Annotated in this window: 2 protein-coding genes; one reads left to right on the forward strand and one right to left on the reverse strand. The window is 50.0% G+C overall.

The genetic code is table 11. The features are described 5' to 3' along the window. A partial coding sequence (locus A3751_RS13955; protein ID WP_197466354.1) for an inorganic phosphate transporter occupies positions 1-915 on the reverse strand: 915 nt, incomplete at its 3' end. Positions 916-1,108: 193 nt separating this feature from the next. Here A3751_RS13955 and A3751_RS13960 point away from each other — a divergent pair. Continuing rightward, positions 1,109-1,780, forward strand: coding sequence for a histidine phosphatase family protein (locus tag A3751_RS13960; RefSeq protein WP_068457152.1), 672 nt, complete (start codon positions 1,109-1,111; stop codon positions 1,778-1,780). Positions 1,781-1,797 lie beyond the last annotated feature (17 nt).

Genomic DNA, 1,797 nt, shown 5'->3' on the forward strand with positions numbered 1-1,797 from the left:
ATGCGCGAAACTCAAGAGTGCTGCGGCGAAAATCAACGGCCAAGTAAAGAGATTGTTAACGCCCTCAGAATTATTGTCATTGACTTTTGCCGCCTTCCCTACCGCTACTTTGCTCAAAGCAAACACGGCAACAGCGACCGCTAAGCCGAGCATGGCCGCCTCAAAGAAAGACATCGGAAAAATTTTCTTCAAGCCTTTTACAGCGAGATACGTCGCAAACGACCAAGCCATAATACCGAGCAAGTATGGGACATATCGTTTTGCGGCACCAAGCATGTCATCACTGTGCATGATGTTGCGCTTTATATAGAGTTGAAAGCCAGCGGCTATTAAACCACCCAGCACCGGAGAGATCACCCAGCTCGCGGCAATTGCCCCCATCTTATCCCAGTTCGCGATCGCCATTCCGCCAGCAGCAATACCGGCTCCCAGAACGCCCCCTACAATGGAGTGCGTAGTCGATACGGGCGCGCCAAAAAAGGTCGCCAAGTTAAGCCATAGAGCACCCGCAAACAAGGCTGCCAACATCAACGCCATAAACGTTTTACTGTCGGCTATGGCATCGGGATTAATGATGCCCTTTTTAATAGTACTGACAACCTCACCGCCGGCGAGCAATGCGCCCGCAGCTTCAAATATCGCTGCAATGGCAATCGCACCGAGCAACGTCATCGCTTTTGAGCCTACTGCGGGACCAACATTGTTGGCGACATCATTTGCGCCAATATTCATCGCCATGTATCCGCCAACCGCGGCCGAAATCGCCAGGGTGAAGCCGCCAGGCATACCTTGCATTGTGACGAGCACATACCCCAGTACACTGATCAGGAATACAAAACTCACCCCCATTTTGAGGATTTCGTTATTCGCATATCCTGCGGAGCGTTTCGGGCCAGAAAATTTTGTCGGGAACATAAAAAATGAAGCCTTTCGGGAATGTGTGAGCAAATATAGTCGTTGTAACAAAAATATCATAAAAACTTAACAGAAGAACGATTACTGCCATAACCAACGGAAATAGCCGTTAATCAGCGAAATAAAGTTGCTCTTGGCATGCAGCAAACAATAGGCTGTCAGTCTTTAAATTAGCGCACGAGCAGAACGAAACATGAGCCAAATCTACCTAGTTCGCCACGGTCAAGCCTCTCTGGGCAAAGCCAATTATGACCAACTCTCACCGCTTGGCGAAGCACAAGCAACCAAGCTCGGCGAGCACCTTGCGCAGCTTGATGCGCCCCCATCTATCATTATTACCGGGAGCATGGCCCGACATCAGCAAACCGCACAGGGTGTACTCGCGGCCTTTGGAGATCTTCCAGTACGGCAAGTAGTCGATCCTAATTGGAACGAGTTCGACTTTGAGGCGCTGATTCGCGAATACTTGAGCACACTGGCGAGCGACGAGCCCAAGCCGACTAAGCCCGCTGAGTTTTTCTCGGCACTACGGCGTGCGCTACAAGCTTGGTCTGAAGGACGGCTTGGAGATAACCTTCCAGAAACGTGGCCGCAATTTGAGCAGCGCATTCAAACCGCCTTGCAAGAGTTGATGGCCCTGCAAACAGAACGTGTTTTTGTATTTAGTTCAGGTGGGGCCATTTCAATGGCAATGAAACACATCATGCGGCTCGACGCGCACATGATGATCGATCTGAATCTTCAAACCAGGAATACGGGCGTCACCGAACTGTTTGCCAAAAATGGTCAATGCTATGTTTCGAGCATCAATCACATTGCACACTTACTGACACCCGAACATAAAGCGATGATTACCTACGCCTAAGTACATTAATCGCTCCG

The sequence above is a fragment of the Oleiphilus sp. HI0080 genome (assembly GCF_001635135.1).